Here is a 15,432-nt window from a genome sequence, read left to right on the forward strand (position 1 = left end):
TTTTGCCGTATTCCTGATAGTTATTCTGCTCTTTCAAGCGCAAAAAATTGTTTGGCGGTTTGACAGTCTAATACAATTTGCTGCTGCAATGCCGCTAAAGATTCAAATTTCTGTTCAGCACGAATTTTGTGCCTAAATATGACCTGCAAGCGCTGTTGATATAAGTCACCTGCAAAATCAAAAATATGTACTTCTAATTGGTTCTGTTTACCATTTAACGTTGGTCGGTAACCAACATTCGCTACAGCATCGTATAAACGTCCGTCTAATTTAACCTGTACGGCAAATACGCCAGAGACAGGTGAAACTTTGCGATGCATTAAAATATTCGCGGTTGGAAAACCTATGGTGCGACCATTTTTAGCACCATGTACCACAGTACCCCACACACTATAGGGCCGACCTAATAATCTTTGTGCGCCAACAAAATCATCGTTTGCTACTCGCTCGCGAATGGCTGTACTGCTCACACGTTCAGACTGCAAGATACAGCTTTGGGTATCTTCTACGCTAAAATGGTATTTTTTGGCTAAAACTTGCAACAGCGCAAAATCACCTTGGCGCTTACAACCAAATTTAAAATCATCACCAATAACTAGGTGTTTTACCCCTAACTTGTTGACCAATAAATCACTGACAAATTCCTCAGCAGGTAAATTGGCAAACGCTTGGTTGAAACGCACACACAAAAGTCGGTCAACATGCGGTTGTAATAATTGGTATTTATCGCGCCAGCGAATTAGCCTAGCAGGGGCGGCAGCTGGGTTAAATACTTCAACTGGCTGAGGTTCAAATGTCATCACAACTGAAGGTAATTGGTGTTTTTCGCTACTAGCCTTTAACTGCGATAACACAGACATATGGCCTAAATGCACACCATCAAAATTACCTATGGTCAAAACACAGCCTTTATGCTGCGGTTTGATGTTATGTATACCTCGGATTAACTCCATGCCAGCCCACTAACTATAAAATTCGGCGCGATTATAACTTAGCTAACAAAACTATGCAGCTTTCAAATGACAAAGTCTTAAACCAATTGCAAATAATGACAATAAATACACCACACCACCAATGCCAATTAAACCAGCCAACCAAAGTGAGCGCATCCAAGTATCCATTTCAAGCCATAATTGACGCTCTGGCATCAGATAATAAATTGCCAGTAACATAAACATGCTTGCAGCAATAACTCGAACCAGTGTCAAAACACTTTGTTTAGTTAGATGATAAACACCTTGTTTGTGTAAAAAATAATATAAACAGCCAGCATTAAACAAAGCAGATAAGCTGGTTGCCATGGCTAAACCAACATGTTTAAACGGATAAATCAGCATTAAATTAAATGCCATGTTTAACACCATGGCATAAATACCCACTTTGACCGGTGTTTTAGTATCTTGGCGCGAGAAAAAACCACTGGCTAAAACTTTAATCCACATAAAACAAATCAGTCCGGCTGCATAAGCCATTAAGCTCAAGCGGCTTTGTGCTGCGTCATATGCGCTAAATTCACCACGCATAAATAACACCATTAACATAGGTTCAGCGAGTAACATCAAACCAAAACCAGAAGGAATACCTAAAATACATACCATGCGTATGCCCCAGTCCATAGTATTGGCAAAGTCTTGTTTGCCCGCATTAACATGCTCTTTTGACAACTGAGGTAGAATCACTGTCGCTATGGCTATACCAAATAAACCAAGCGGAAACTCCAACAAACGGTCTGAATAATATAACCAACTGATAGAGCCAAATTGAAGAAAGCTTGCAAGTACAGTGTCTAACAACAAATTGATTTGGCTGACGGATACGCCAAACAAAGCAGGTAACATTAATAAACGGATTTTTTTAACCCCAGGATCGCTCCACCCCCATTGTGGACGACAAATCAATCCTGCTTTGTGCAAAAAAGGCAGTTGGAAGACAAATTGGATTATACCGCCGAAAAATACCCCCCAAGCCAAAGCAAAAGCGGGTTGAGCAAAATTGTCAGCAAAAAATATTGCCGCAGTGATCATACTGATATTGAGCAACACAGGGGTAAAAGCAGCCGCGCCAAACTTGCCCCAAGTATTAAGCACAGCGCCAGCCAGCGCAGTGACTGCAATAAACATTAAATACGGAAAGGTGATTTTGAGCATTAAACTCGCAAGTAAATAGTTTTCTGTGCCCGGCCCACCATTTAAATAATCTAAAAACCAGCCTGTACCAAATAAAGCAATAACTACAGGAGAGCCTATTACCCCCAATATGGTTGTGATCATCACTATAGTGCCGAGCGTACCGGCAACTCGTGCAATGAGTAACTTAGTTTCATCTAAACTTTTATTTTCTTTGTATTCAGTTAATACAGGGACAAATGCCTGAGCAAAAGCGCCTTCAGCAAATAAACGGCGAAGAAAATTGGGAATTTTATTAGTTAGGATAAATACGTCAGCAGCAGCACCTGCACCGAGTAAATTTGCGATAATAACATCACGAACTAAACCCAACACACGTGATACTAATGTCATCGCGCTAAAAATAATGCCAGATCTTAATAAACCTTTCGCCAAAAGTGTTTTCCAATTTCATATTTTGCTGGCGCTGGAGTATACTAGACGGCGTTTATCATTCCTATGTTTGTTAGTAATTGTTCCGATAAATCGACTGAGATTTATTCAGGCAGGATCACCTAGACATAATGCGATGGAAATGAGATGGATAAAAGTGCATTTTTTGTCCGAAATTAATTGACATTTACCCTTTTTACAGGCATATTTCCGCGCCTTTATTAAGGGTATCCCTGTTTTCGATTTTTAGGAGTTTAGTTTTGGCTAACATCAAGTCTGCTAAAAAACGCGCGGTTCAAGCTGAGAAAAGTCGCCAGCATAATGCAAGCCGTCGTTCTATGATGCGTACATATTTGAAAAAAGTTGTTGCCGCTATTGCAGCTGGTGACAAAGAAGGCGCAACTGCTGCTTTCCAAACTGTTCAACCATTGTTGGATCGTTTCGCATCACGTGGTTTAATCCACAAAAATAAAGCTGCACGTCATAAGAGCCGTTTAGCTGCTCAGATTAAAGCTTTATAATTCGCAATTTTTTAAAATTGCAGAAAAACCAGAATCCGGTTAATACCGATTCTGGTTTTTTTATAGCTGATTTTCGCTTGCACTCACATTAGACAATTTTTCTACCAGCTGTTTGGCACTAATCGGCTTAGAAAAATAATAACCTTGGAAATGATCACAACCCATTTTGTCTAACGCTAAGTATTGTTCCTGCGTTTCCACCCCTTCCGCGACCACCCACAAGTTTAGATGTTTGGCAATTGAAACCATAGACTCAACTAAAGGTGCAGGTTTAACACCATCCACTTCATCGATAAATGCTTTATCTATTTTCAATTCGTCTAACGGCAACTCACGTAAATAAGATAACGAAGAATAGCCTGTGCCAAAGTCATCCAAAGCAATTTTAAACCCAAGCCGACGCAGCTCTGCTAACTTAGATTTAGCTTCATCAACATTCTGCAGTAAACCAGTTTCAGTCAACTCTAAGGTAATTTTATTCGCATCGATTTTAAGCTTTTCAACCAGTGAGATTAACTTTTTAGTAAAGTTATGGTCGGCAAATTGCCATGCCGATACATTAATAGATAAACGTTGGAAACCATCAAATTGAGCAAGCACAGTCAATTGTAATAAAGCTGATTCTAAAACCCAATCGCCAATCGCATGAATCAAGCCAGTTTCTTCGGCAAGTGGAATAAATTCCGCCGGTGAAACAAAACCATTTTGATCGCTGATCCAGCGAATTAATACTTCGGCACCATAAATTTGTTGCTCTGCATTGTACTGAGGTTGATACAAGAGTGAAAATTCCCGCTGCGCAATCGCTCGTTTGAGATCTTGTTCCAAAGATATGCGCTGCTCTACTTTTTGCTGTATGGCCGGATCAAACAAATAAAACTGTCCGCGGCCTAATTCTTTCGATTGCATTAGTGCTGTTTCAGCAAAGCGTAAAATCTCTAGCTTGTCGAAACTATGTAGCGGAAATAAACAAATACCCGCACTTGCTGCAATGTTAACTATGCGTTCACCAACTTGAATAGGTTGGCTAATGAGTTGAATAACTGAGTGAGCTAATCGTTGAGCGTATAGGGTAATATTATCAACCGATTGCGATTGGCAAATTATTACAAACTCATCACCACCATAACGTGCTACTACCGCCTCTTTTAATGATGCAAGCCTATGGCCGACAGTACGTAAAATCTCGTCAGCAACATCATTGCCTAAGGCATCATTGACAAATTTAAAGTTATCTAAATCAACCAATATCAAGGCGAAATGTTCATTGTATCGATTTAGGTAAGTAGACAGCTTAGCTAATAAGTTAGCTCTGTTCGGTAACTGAGTTAAGTAGTCATAATAAGCTAGGTTCCTGATCTCCTGTTCAGCGCGTTCCATTTGTAATTCAGAACTTGCCCTAGCAGCAAAAATATTCAGTATCTCTTGTCCTTGATAGCCTATGTCTAGCTCATTGATGCTCAACAAAGTTAATAAACCTATTGTGTTGCCTTCCGCATCTTTCAAAGCAACCCCCAGATAACCTTGAATGCCCATCTCAATCAGTAATGTGTCTTTGGGGTATTCTTGCTGCACCCCTTTAGGAAACCAACACATGCCACTTGATTTAGTTTGCTCGCAAGGCGTATGCTCTAACGCATACGAAAAGTTATCAACCAATTTACCTTGGTAGGCTACAGCAAGGGTTTTTGCTGTTGTTTCTTGCTGTTGCAGCTGCGCAATAAACACATAATCCACAGGGAAAATTTGGCTTAAGCTTTCAACCATAGACTGGTAAAAATGCTCTCCGCGCTCGCCGACTACACCTTGGGCAATTTTATTAATCGCTTGTTCGACGTATTTTTCTTGAGTGACATTTTTCATGCGAATACAAAAATGTGTCACTTGATTATTACGATCGTGCAGCGGAAAAATATACACTTTGAGCCATGCATTCGCATTGATTTTGTTGGCAATAGGCCAATAGGTCAAATCCACCTTATTCAATTGAATTTCGGGCAATTTGTTATTGTTTTTGTGCAGATTCAATACAAACTGGTGACTTTCAAAACTATGACGTAAAAACTCGACTAAATTAAATTTATTTTCAGCTAAATCACTTTGCCAAAATTGAACACTAGCAGAATTAACTTGTTCAACCTCACCAGCTAGATTAACCACGTGCGTCGCGATCGGATCTTCCGCTACCAGTTGAATTAACTTATCTCGTTCTTTTTCTATTTGCCCTCGTTTAAAGGCTTCTTCACGTAAAGCTTTAGTTCGTTGGCGCAACTTAATATCAGCCAGCTTAAATTCGTAGATAAGCGCAGCACACATCAAGCCGATAAAAATTAAAAAGCCAAAACCAGCTAACGGCAAATGCTGGTGGAAACCCCAGTTCGCCAAATATACATAGAAAGCGAGTAAACTTTGAATAACAAAATAAATCCCCAGTGCCAGTGCTACCGGTTTATGCCCAGCATGAAATAATTTTTTCGCAATAACCAATGCCAAGGCCATACCACTAAAAAAGTATAAAAACCAAGCGTGGCTCCACCAACTTGCTTCTCCTACCATGACGTAGTAGTTAACCTTATCAAATATGACTTGTTGCACATTGGGTTGGCTGGCAAATCGGGTTGTATAAGGCAGTAAATGATTGGCAAATAAAAATATGCAGCCAATTAACAGCGCGCCGAAAAATATCAATCGACTGGATTGGAATTTTTTATAACTGTACAAGAAATACAGCAAAACTGCAGGAAAGAGTATGACGAAAAAATTGCGCAATCGACGCAATTCAATTTGCTCTGTAACGTCGGCTGTAACAATGAGCTGTGCTGACAAATACTGAAAAGCAGCCACCATAATACAAATAATGGCGAGTGATAACATGCGGCCTTTGTATCGGCTAACAAGCGCCAACGCACACAACACAGTAGCGACTAAGCTGCTAACCCCAACAGAAAAATAATATGCTTGATGAATTAGTTCCATGCAATTAGCCTAGGTAGAGTAAAATACAACAGTGCGAACACTCCTATTATTAATATTTTCAGTTGTACGCTGATTATTGGCCTTTTTAATGCAATAATATTGAGCTTAGTTGAATTATAAATAATTAGTATTATTTCAATGCAAAATTTGTTGAAATCCAACACAGCTTGGATCACTTTAATCTTTACACTTACGTTAGTAAAATTTTGTTTTGCTGCCCAGCCAATACAAACGCTTGAACAAATAAAAAACCAAGCGCTTGCTGACGATTATGCTTACCACCAGATCGAAGCCCTGACCACTGAAATAGGTGCACGACCTTTGGGCAGTGCCAAAGAGCAAAAAGCTTTACTTTGGTTAGAGCAACAACTAACAGACTTGTCTGTCAGTCACTTAAGCAAACAAACCTTAAAAGTGCGCAATTGGCAAAGAAAAAGCGCAAGTGCACAAGTTGTTTCACCTTATATCCATGAATTAGTCATTGAATCACTCACTGGCAGTGTGTCCACTCAGATTGATGGCGTTACTGCAGAAGTTGTGAAAATTAACAATTTTGACCATCTAAAATCAGTTGAAGCTGACAAACTGGCGGGAAAAATAGTCTATATTTCACGAAAATTGGATGACCAAGCACCAGCTGAAGATTATTTAAAAACTCAGAGAGTACGCCAACTCGGTGTAACTATAGCTGCAAACAAAGGGGCTAAAGCCCTGATAATGCGTTCACAAACAACGGATAAAAGCCGTACTGCACACACAGGGTCAGTAAGATATGCAGCCAACACTCCATTGATTCCAGCGGCGGCCATTTCCCCAGCAGACGCAGATTTATTGGATAGATTGTTTGCACGTAATTTGCCAGTAGAATTGTCGTTAAACATTCAAAATAGTGAAGACAGTTGGATTGACACATATAATCTAATTGCCACCCTGAGCGCTGACTATGAAAAACCAAACAAAGATAAAGTTGTATTTATTGCTCACATTGATTCATCAGATCTCGGCACTGGCGCTCTAGACAATGCTGCAGGGGTCGGTATTGGCTTAGGTATTATTAAACAACTTGCTCCACACCAAGCCTTGTTACAACACGATATTGAAGTTGTGTTTGTGACAGCGAGTCAGTTTAACCAAAATGGCATCAAAACCTATCTTAATCACCTCCAAAACAAAAGCATTATAGTCGCAGCCGAAGCTGATTTAGGTGGAGAGTCTATTTTTAGGTTAGATACAAATATCAGTGAAGATAGCCTAAAACTTGCAGACAAAATACACACTTTAGTCGCAGATTTAGGGATAGAAAGAGGTCACAATGCGTCAGCTGGCGCAACCAATAGCCAATACTTTGTAGCTAAAGACTTGCCAATTTTTAATTGGGTACAAAAAACCGAGCAATATTTTAAATATTTGCATTCGGCTAACGATACCTTCGACAAAGTTAGTTTAGAATCTATTCAGCAAAACGTCGCAATTTATAGTATCTTTTTATTCAGTGTCGCCAATCAAGGCCTGATTTTCAACAATCAAGTGAACGAGCATGAACAGCCCACAGAAACAACAGCTACTGAATAGCGAAGACTTTCAGAAACAACTGAAACGCAAGCAACAAAAAGCAGCAATTGACAAACAACAGGCGCTGATTAAACAAAAAATGGCGCAAATTCAGGCGGCACAAGCAGCTGAAGCCGCGCCTGTTGCGAAAAAACCAAGCAAAGCTAAGTGGTATTTTCTGGCTTTAGTTGCAATTGTCGCTGCATTATTGCCTTACCCTAAAGTCATTACCTATGAAAAACTCGGTATAGTTGCTGAAAGCATCTATGTACCGAGTCGTTTTGGCAGCAAAGCTATACTGCTAGATACCAATGCAGACGTGCAATTAGACAGCCAGAACCGTTGGTTATATCTGTGTAATACATTACAAGGTGAACGCCATTGCAACAGATATGACGTGGTAGAGACCCAAGGTTTCTTTGCAGCTGTCAATAAATATCTAAATCAGTAATCTAATGTTCATTAAATAGTCAACTTTATTTAACTTGTGCTCTGCATATTTGCATCTACACCCAAGCCAATTAGGTTTTGAGCAATAGGGAAGCATATATGAAACACAAGAAAATGCAGTACCAAGCGATTTGGCTGTCGGATATCCACTTAGGTAGCAAAGATTGCAAAGCCCACTTTCTGTTGGATCTACTCGATCAAGTTGAAACAAAAACCATATATCTAGTCGGCGATATTATTGATATTTGGGCACTAGAAAAACGGGTTCATTGGCCTGCAAGCCACAATCAAGTAATAGATACCCTGATTGATAAGGCGCATAAAGGCACCCGGGTAGTTTACGTGCCGGGAAACCATGACGAAAAAGTCCGCCGCTATATAGGCATGACTTTCGCTGATATTGAAATTCACCGCGATATTATCCATACAACTCAATCAGGTCAGCAACTAATTGTCACCCATGGCGATGAGTTTGACGGCCAAGTTTGTTTAGGCGAATGGCAGTCTAAACTCGGTGATGTGCTGTACGACTTTTTATTGTTCTTAAATCGCTGCTGCAATGGATTCCGCAAACAATTGGGCTGGGGTTACTGGTCACTGGCGGGTTACATCAAGAGCCGAGTGAAAGGCGCTGGCGCTGCGATAGAGCGGTATAAAGATGCAGCAATCGCTCATGCCAAAAGCAAAAATGTCGATGGTATAGTCTGCGGACATATCCACCAACCAGACATGGAATATAAAAACGGTATTTTATATTGTAATGATGGTGACTGGATAGAAAACTGCACTATGCTGGCCGAACACGCAGATGGTCGCTTAGAGTTAATTTATTGGACTGAAACAGTGCAAAGTTTAACTCAGTTTGACTCAGCTCGTGCAGCTAGACCTGCGAGCCAGGCTGCGTAACCTATTCACCCTAGCAATTTTTGTTGCATACAAGATTATATCGCTCAAATAATCAGCAATAAAAGTGCAATAAAAATTGCATCCATTGTTCACACTACCTAGATAGAGTTCAGCTGTTTTCTATTAGGAGTTGAACCATGTTTACCGTTGATGAAGTCATAGAAAAAAACCTACCTCAACTACAAAAACACCCAGTGTTAAGTTCTTTAACCAAAAAAGTGTTGAAGAGATTATTGCATGAACAAGAATTTATCGAATTCGCTGAGCGTTATCCGCATTTACGCGGCTTAGATTTTGTTGAGCAATCATTAGAATATTTTGACTTCAGTTACACTATCTCGGCTCGAGATCTAGAGCGCATTCCCAGCCAAGGACGTTGCGTGATAATCGCGAATCACCCTATTGGTTCATTAGATGGACTTGCATTAATCAAGTTAGTTAGTGAAGTACGTAAAGATTTTAAAGTGGTTGCCAACGAATTATTAATGTCGTTAAAACCACTTAGACCAATGCTACTGCCAGTGAACAATATGGGCGGCGGCACAGCTCGCGAAAATATCCGAGGTATCCAGAATTATTTAAACAATAATGGTGCTGTGATTATTTTTCCGGCAGGCGAAGTTTCGCGACTAAAACCTGCAGGCATTCGTGACAACCGTTGGAACGGTGGTTTTCTAAAACTGGCGCAAGCAACACAATCACCTATTTTGCCAATTCATGTGCAAGGTAAAAACTCAAATTCCTTCTACCTATTATCTATGTTGTATAAACCACTCTCGACTCTGTTTTTGGTCAATGAGATGTTTAAGCAACAAGACAAAAACATGCCAGTACGAGTTGGTGAGCAGATCCCATATGATAGTTTCAAAGGCAGTCAGTTAACCAATAAAGAAAAAATTCGTTTATTCCAACGACATTTATATCGAATCGGCAAACAGAAAAAAGGCTGTTTTGTCACAGAATCCGCTATTGCTCGCCCTGAAAATCGTCAAGAGTTATATAAAGCAATCCAAGCATGTGAGTTGCTTGGACAAACAGCAGACAACAAAGATATTTATTTATACAAATTTGAAGATAGCTCGCCAATTATGCGCGAAATAGGCCGCTTGCGCGAGTTAGCCTTTCGAGCTGTAGGTGAAGGCTGTGGTAAAAAAAGGGATATTGATAAATATGATGCATATTACGAGCATTTAATTCTGTGGGATAAACAAGAGCAAGAAATTGTTGGTGCATATCGCTTAGGTCGCACGCTTGAAATTATCCAAAACCAAGGGCAAAAAGGCTTATATACAGACTCGCTGTTTAACTACGATCAACAAATGCAGAAATATTTTGAATATGGCTTAGAGTTAGGTCGTAGTTTTGTCCAACCTAAATATTGGGGCATGCGCAGTTTAGACTATCTTTGGTATGGCATAGGTGCATTTTTAAAGAAACACCCTGAGATAAAATACCTATTTGGCCCAGTGAGTATGAGCAATACAATGCCTAAAGCGGCGAAAGACTTGATGGTGTATTTTTATAAATTGTATTTTCAGCATCAAGAAGTGATTGCCAGTTCGAAACAACCTTATCAAATTCCAAATGATGTTATTTCAGTGCTCAAAACCGAATTTACCGGCGACAACTATAAACAAGACTTTGCGAAATTAAAGTCTATGCTGGCCAATATGGGCACCAGTGTGCCAACTTTATACAAACAATATAGTGAATTGTGTGAAGAGGATGGAGTGAAGTTTCTCGACTTTGGTGTTGATCCTGATTTTGCTGATTGTATAGATGGTTTAGTTTTAGTTGATATCACTAAGTTAAAAGCTAATAAAAAAGCAAGATATCTAGGTTAAAACAGCAGCAAAAAGAGAAAAAACAGCACTAGTGCAATTTTTTAGCCTCTAACCCTTGCAGCAAACAATTAAGTGGTGAGAAGATAGATTTTATTTAACACAGAAACAGGACGCATGTTAAATAGCAACTTTTTTCACCACAGCAAAAGCATATTCACTTTGCTGTTTGCTGCCGCTGTTTTGCCAGCCTGCTCGCTAACTGCCAATCAGTCAGCCAATTCTAGCGACAACAAACAGCTAACTGAGTTAAAAAACAGCTTTGAACAGCTGTGTAACCAACAAAATCAAAGTTTGAGTCAGCTCAGCAAACAGCAAAAACAGAGTGAACAAACACTCAATAAAATTTATCAACAACTGAGCAAAAGTTCGCAACAGCCAACAGCACAATGTGAAGAAAAAGCCAATAAGCTCGACGGCAAAATCATCATAGGTGAATTAGAGTGGATATACGTACCGTCGGTACAGCGCCATATCCAAGCTCGAATTGATTCAGGGGCAACCACATCGTCAATTAGCGCAAAAAACATTATGCGGTTTGAGCGTGACGGTGAAAACTGGGTTAAGTTCACGCTGACGCATACAGAAGCTAAACTAGACTACGATATGGAAGCTAAAGTCGTGCGTACGGCAAGAATTCGTCAAGCATCAACAACCAAACTTGAGCGCAGAACCGTAATTAAACTTGTGGTTAAACTTGGTAGTGACTTACAGCAAGAAGCAGAATTCACCTTGGCTGATAGAACAGATATGGACTTTCCAGTCTTGTTAGGCCGGGAGTTCCTGCAGGATGTTACCTTAATTGAGGTAGGCAAATCTTTTATCCATCCAAAAGTCAAATCATAAGGAATTGACCTATGCAGTCTGCTCGTTGGCCTTTTTATAGTTTGATCGGCATATTATTTTTCACCGGTTTAATTATGTCTATTTATCGACATATTAATTACCAAGTGCCCTTTTTACCCGGTGAAACTTTGACCACTTGGTCGGTCGAAGCTAGAGTCGAATTTACCGCGGATGATGGCCCGGTCAAAGTTAAACTTGCGCGTCCGTATAACCAACAAGGTTTTGCTCGTTTGGCAGAATCGAGTGCATCTTCAGGTTATGGCGTCGCTTATTTAGATGAAGAAAATATTTTAGAGTGGACTATTCGCCAAGCTCAAGGTGAACAAACGCTATTTTATCGGGTCGACTTTTTAGACGACCAAATGCAAAACAACCTAGAAACTGCAGCAGCACCTGTGCAACCAGTTAGCCTTGCTGAGCCATATTTAACTGCCGCACAACAGATTCACCAACAGTTATTAGCTATCTCAGCAGATTCAATCAGTTATGCGCAGCAATTGTTTAAGTTACTGACAACAGTAGACAATAGCCAACAAAACTTAGCTTTATTGCGAGATCAACAGCCAGATCAAGCCAAGCTCGCGGTTACGCTACTCAATCATGCAGGCATTGCAGCCAGTATTATTCATGCGGTCAAATTAGAAGATGGTAGAAGACGCCAAGCGCTAGTGCCTTTGATAAAAGTTTGGAATGAACAAGCAAGTTCAGCAATATTTAATCCAACTACAGGCAAACGCGGTAAACCACAAGATATGTTGCTGTGGCAACAAACTGACCAACCTATGTTTGAAGTCATGGGCGGTTATGATTCAACAGTCAGTTTTTCAATTATTCGCCACCAAGAAAGCATAGCATCAGCAATCAAAGCCCAACAAAACGTGCAACAGAGTTTAGTGAACTTTTCAATTCATAGTTTGCCGTTAGAAGAGCAAGCGCTATTTAAAACTATTCTGTTATTGCCTGTAGGTGCTCTTATGGTCTGCCTATTGCGTATTTTGGTCGGTTTGCGTACATCTGGCACTTTTATGCCAGTATTAATTGCGCTGGCATTTATCCAAACCTCTTTGTTTACTGGCCTAGTTGGCTTCACGCTAATCGTATTTACCGGTCTGCTGTTACGTAGTTACCTATCACATTTAAACTTATTGCTGGTCGCACGTATCTCAGCTGTCATCATCAGCGTTATCGCCATCATCACCTTATTCAGCTTGTTAAGTTATCAAATTGGTTTAAGCGAAGGTCTGAAAGTAACTTTCTTCCCTATGATCATTCTCTCGTGGACGATTGAGCGCATGTCAGTTTTATGGGAAGAAGAAGGTGCAAAAGAAGTGGTTATTCAAGGTGGTGGCAGCCTATTAACTGCGGTAATTGCTTATTTAGCCATGACTAACGAATTTATTCGCCATCTCACCTTTAACTTTTTAGGTGTACAACTCATTCTGTTGGCAGCGATTTTGGCCTTAGGCAACTATACTGGTTACCGTTTATTTGAATTGGCTCGCTTTAAATCATTGGTAGATAAATATGCTGGTAAATCCATTTAAACTTGCCCAAATGGGCATATTGGGTATGAACGAGCGGAATATTCGTTATATTTCGCGTTATAACCAGCGCAAATTATATCCTTTGGTCGACAACAAACTCGAAACCAAAAAATTACTAGAAAATTCAGATATACATGTACCAGAGTTGCTGGCAACCATTGAACACCAATCACAAATTAATAATTTGTCTGATCTCCTGCCTAAAACAGGCGGTTTTGTAATCAAACCAGCTAAAGGGAGTGGTGGCAAAGGCATATTAGTAGTTCAACAAAATAATTCGCCGCAGTTTCTTAAACCGAATGGAACTGAGCTAGAAGTTGAGCAACTGCAACATCATTGCAGCAACATACTCGCAGGTTTATACAGTTTAGGTGGTAAGTTAGATACAGCTATTATTGAACGCCTTATCAACTTTGATCAGCTATTTAACGATTATAGTTTTGAAGGTGTGCCGGACATTCGCATCATCATTTTTAAAGGTTATCCTGTGATGGCTATGATGCGCTTGTCGACCGAAGCATCTGACGGCAAAGCGAATTTACACCAAGGGGCAGTTGGAGTTGGGCTAGACATCAGCACAGGCAGAGCACTTAACGCAGTGCAGTTTGGTAAACCTATTAGCCATCACCCAGACACTCAACAACAGCTAGCCGAACTAAAAGTACCAAACTGGCAAGAAATGCTGATTCTGGCAGCTAAATGTTACGAAAAAACAGGTTTAGGTTATCTTGGTGCTGACATAGTATTAGATGTGGAAAAAGGCCCGTTATTATTAGAGCTAAATGCACGTCCAGGTTTATCTATTCAAATTGCCAATGGCTGTGGCCTCAAACCTAGACTTAAGCTGATAGAACAACAAAGAGAAGCGCGAAACGCTATAGAAAGAGTTGAGTTCAGCCAACAAAACTTTAATGAACAGGTTTCAACGTAAAAAGCTCATTCGCTTCGGCATAATAGGTAGTATGCTTCCTCGTACTTTTTTGCTTTTTTCTGGATACTGAGATTTTAGCAGAGCAACAATATTTAACGCGTGAATCGGTCGGCTAAAAAAGTATCCTTGTCCTTGATAACATCCAAGCTTGCCAACTAATACGTCGGCTTGCTCTGCCGTTTCAATTCCCTCAGCTATCACGTTTAAATTGCATTCGGTAGCCAGGTTAATCACAGTTTTGACAATCTGCACATCCACAACAGAATTAAACATGGATTGGACAAAAGATTTATCAATTTTTAAAGTATCTAAAGGCAGTTTGGATACCAAAGACAAAGATGAGTAACCTGTACCAAAATCGTCTAAAGCTATTTTACATCCCATCTCATGGATGCGCATCAAACCAGCCAAAGCCGTTTCATAATGCTTAATGGCTGCTGTTTCTGTGATTTCAAATTCAAAAGCGCTTGCTGGGTGTCCAGAATGAGAAACTAATGACTCGATTTCAGAGATAAAATAGCTAGATTCAATACAAGAAGCGGTTAAATTGATGTTGACTGTAAACTCGCTATTAATCACTCTAGCTTTATCTAGTAGAGCTATTGCATCAACCAGTACATACAAGGATAAAGATTGAATTACACCGGTAAATTCAGCTCGCTCAATAAAGTATTCCGGCGAAACTAGCCCAAGTTCAGGAGATGACCAGCGAATAAGTGCTTCTGCGCCTATGGTTTTTTCAGTTTTTAAATCTACTTTAGGTTGGTATAAAACATAAAGTTCGTCGTTCGACAATGCATCAACAATTAACTTGTCGATTCTAATTCTATTGTTCAAATAAGCTAAAGTATTTTCATCCAGATGAAAATGTGAATTCTCGTCAACCAATTGATCTACATAACCCAAAAACATAGCTAATTGATCTATCACTGCGTCCGGGTTATCTGCTTGCGCTAGTATTCCAGGTAAAAAAGCACTTAGCAATTTAGGCTTCACCTCAACCATACGGCCATTAGGCAAAAAAACTGGTTTCTCAAATGCGTGTTGCAAATTAGTAATGATCAAGTTTAAGTCGGCATCACAAACTTTTGGAATATAAGCGTTAATTTCCTTTAAACTTCGACCTAGTATAGCCTGTGCAGGCAGGTAACTTTTAAACACGTTAACCAAGTGAGCCAGCAAAAAGCTTATATTCTCCGCACTAAGAACACTTCTGAGCTTACAAACACAATCGTATTCTAAAGCAATAAACAGCGCCTGCTCCTTATTTGCCCTTCCCTGTAAATAAGAAGTTTTTAACTCTGCAAA

Annotated in this window: 12 protein-coding genes; 8 read left to right on the forward strand and 4 right to left on the reverse strand. The window is 39.9% G+C overall.

Annotated features, from left to right (window positions below):
* Positions 1–20 precede the first annotated feature (20 nt).
* Both ribF and murJ read right to left on the reverse strand, forming a co-directional pair.
* Positions 21–953: a bifunctional riboflavin kinase/FAD synthetase gene (gene ribF, locus ACMZOO_RS06780; RefSeq protein WP_440905942.1), complete on the reverse strand. Its 933-nt coding sequence runs from the start codon at positions 951–953 to the stop codon at positions 21–23.
* A 51-nt stretch (positions 954–1,004) separates the two neighbouring features.
* Complete coding sequence (murJ, locus tag ACMZOO_RS06785; RefSeq protein ID WP_440905943.1) at positions 1,005–2,561, reverse strand: murein biosynthesis integral membrane protein MurJ; 1,557 nt, start codon at positions 2,559–2,561, stop codon at positions 1,005–1,007.
* Positions 2,562–2,818: 257 nt separating this feature from the next.
* Here murJ and rpsT point away from each other — a divergent pair, with 257 nt between their 5' ends.
* A complete protein-coding gene (gene rpsT, locus ACMZOO_RS06790) occupies positions 2,819–3,079 on the forward strand; it encodes a 30S ribosomal protein S20 (protein ID WP_016956309.1) in 261 nt (86 codons plus the stop codon).
* A 60-nt stretch (positions 3,080–3,139) separates the two neighbouring features.
* On the opposite strand, the gene ACMZOO_RS06795 is transcribed toward rpsT, so the two are convergent.
* Positions 3,140–6,055 (reverse strand): EAL domain-containing protein, encoded by a 2,916-nt coding sequence (locus ACMZOO_RS06795; RefSeq protein ID WP_440905944.1) that lies wholly within the window; start codon positions 6,053–6,055, stop codon positions 3,140–3,142.
* A gap of 138 nt (positions 6,056–6,193) precedes the next feature.
* Here ACMZOO_RS06795 and ACMZOO_RS06800 point away from each other — a divergent pair, with 138 nt between their 5' ends.
* The 7 genes from ACMZOO_RS06800 to ACMZOO_RS06830 all read left to right on the forward strand — a co-directional run bounded on the left by ACMZOO_RS06800 (position 6,194) and on the right by ACMZOO_RS06830 (position 14,124).
* A complete protein-coding gene (locus ACMZOO_RS06800; protein WP_440905945.1) occupies positions 6,194–7,627 on the forward strand; it encodes a M28 family peptidase in 1,434 nt (477 codons plus the stop codon).
* Positions 7,593–8,057, forward strand: a complete 465-nt coding sequence (locus tag ACMZOO_RS06805) for a hypothetical protein (RefSeq protein WP_440905946.1) — start codon at positions 7,593–7,595, stop codon at positions 8,055–8,057. The genes ACMZOO_RS06800 and ACMZOO_RS06805 overlap by 35 nt, the downstream gene beginning before the upstream one ends.
* Positions 8,058–8,155: 98 nt before the next feature.
* Positions 8,156–8,962 carry a UDP-2,3-diacylglucosamine diphosphatase gene (locus ACMZOO_RS06810; protein ID WP_440905947.1) on the forward strand — a complete coding sequence of 269 codons (807 nt, stop codon included), beginning with the start codon at positions 8,156–8,158 and terminating at the stop codon, positions 8,960–8,962.
* A 137-nt stretch (positions 8,963–9,099) separates the two neighbouring features.
* Positions 9,100–10,806: a GNAT family N-acyltransferase gene (locus ACMZOO_RS06815; protein ID WP_440905948.1), complete on the forward strand. Its 1,707-nt coding sequence runs from the start codon at positions 9,100–9,102 to the stop codon at positions 10,804–10,806.
* Positions 10,807–10,920: 114 nt separating this feature from the next.
* Entirely contained in the window at positions 10,921–11,649 is a 729-nt protein-coding gene (locus ACMZOO_RS06820; RefSeq protein WP_440905949.1) for an ATP-dependent zinc protease family protein, read from the forward strand.
* A gap of 11 nt (positions 11,650–11,660) precedes the next feature.
* Complete coding sequence (locus ACMZOO_RS06825; protein ID WP_440905950.1) at positions 11,661–13,193, forward strand: inactive transglutaminase family protein; 1,533 nt, start codon at positions 11,661–11,663, stop codon at positions 13,191–13,193.
* Positions 13,174–14,124, forward strand: a complete 951-nt coding sequence (locus ACMZOO_RS06830) for an alpha-L-glutamate ligase-like protein (RefSeq protein ID WP_440905951.1) — start codon at positions 13,174–13,176, stop codon at positions 14,122–14,124. Before ACMZOO_RS06825 ends, ACMZOO_RS06830 begins: the two co-directional genes overlap by 20 nt.
* On the opposite strand, the gene ACMZOO_RS06835 is transcribed toward ACMZOO_RS06830, so the two are convergent.
* Positions 14,116–15,285 (reverse strand): EAL domain-containing protein, encoded by a 1,170-nt coding sequence (locus ACMZOO_RS06835; protein WP_440905952.1) that lies wholly within the window; start codon positions 15,283–15,285, stop codon positions 14,116–14,118. The genes ACMZOO_RS06830 and ACMZOO_RS06835 overlap by 9 nt on opposite strands.
* Positions 15,286–15,432: the final 147 nt, after the last annotated feature.

Source organism: Catenovulum sp. SX2, from assembly GCF_052056295.1.
Taxonomy (GTDB): Bacteria; Pseudomonadota; Gammaproteobacteria; order Enterobacterales; family Alteromonadaceae; genus Catenovulum.